Consider the following 1,368-nt stretch of genomic DNA (forward strand, 5'->3'; position numbering starts at 1 on the left):
TCTGCTTAGGGCATCATAACTGTAATAAAAGGTGGATGAATCATCCCATAGTTTATGTATTATCTTTTCTTTATTATCATTTTCCTTTATTCCATTCGGGTTTACATCCCTATGTCTTACGATCTTTGTTTTATTCCCCAAAAGGTCATAATCATAGGCATACTCTTCAAGCTTTACATTATTCTTTAAATGACAAAGACCGCTTAAGAGTCCTCTTTCATTATATTCGTAGATACTGCTTACTTCATCAGACATACCTTTTTTGATAAGTCTTCCTTCTTTGTCATAAGTGTAATCCACTCTTTTATTTCCTGATGTAAGGCTTGTCAGTCTTAAATATTTATCGTATTCATATGATACACTACTTCCGTCAGGATATTCTGTCTTTAATCTCTCACCATACCTTCCGTATCTATAACTTACTTCTTCACCGTTATAATCCACTAACTTTGTGGTTCTACCAAACTTATCACTATCTATATTTATAGTACCGATTACATCCTTTACCTGACTTAACTGTCTTAAGCTGTTGTAGGTGTACTCTACACTTTTTCCGTCATTGTATATAATACTTTTGATATCTCCGGCTTCCGTGTAGGAATAGGCGGTATTATAACCTTCTCTGTCTTTCTTTTCTGTCACTCTTCCTAAAAGATCATATGAAAATGTCTCTTCATATCCAAGTGCATTTATAACAGACACTATATTTCCCATAAGATCTCTTTTGTATCTTGTAACCCTTGGGATACTTACTGCATCTATAGGTTCTTTTAGGGAAGTATTTGCCGATTCAACACCTGATATAAGTTCTTTATCACCTTCATGTCTATATACGGTAATTAACCTGCCCACCTTATCATAATTGTATTCCGTTCTGTTTCCCATGGCATCTATTACTGATATCAGTTTTCCTCCAAGAGAATAATTGTATTTTGTCATATGTCCCATGGCATCCGTTTCTTTTATTACATTTCCCATGGCATCATATTCAAAGCTTTGTTTTTGTGAAAAGTTATTCTTTGCCTCTATAAGTCTGTTCAGCTTGTCATAAGTAAATAAAACATAATCTCCCTTTTCATTCTCCCTTTTTACTACATTCAAATTTTTATCATATGTGAATATTTCATATCTTTTATCAGGGTATGTTTTTCTTTGTAGAAGACCACCTTTATAGTAATCGTATAGAGTTTCAAATTCCCCTGACTTTATCTTTTTTATTTTTCCAAGTTCATTGTATTCATATTCTCTTGTAAAGCCGTACACATCTGTTTCAAGTATTATCCTTCCCAAAATATCATACTTTATTTTATGTGTTCCAAGATTATTTGTTATATTCAGGCTATGTTTTCCATACTCATACTCTGTTTC

1 pseudogene is annotated in these 1,368 nt (G+C 32.8%); it reads right to left on the reverse strand.

Annotation, left to right across the window (positions count from 1 at the left end):
• Positions 1-1,368, reverse strand: a pseudogene (locus EHW90_RS13215) (DUF6531 domain-containing protein); the annotation flags it as partial.

Origin of the sequence: Lachnoanaerobaculum orale (genome assembly GCF_003862485.1) — a bacterium.
Lineage (GTDB): Bacteria > Bacillota > Clostridia > Lachnospirales > Lachnospiraceae > Lachnoanaerobaculum > Lachnoanaerobaculum orale.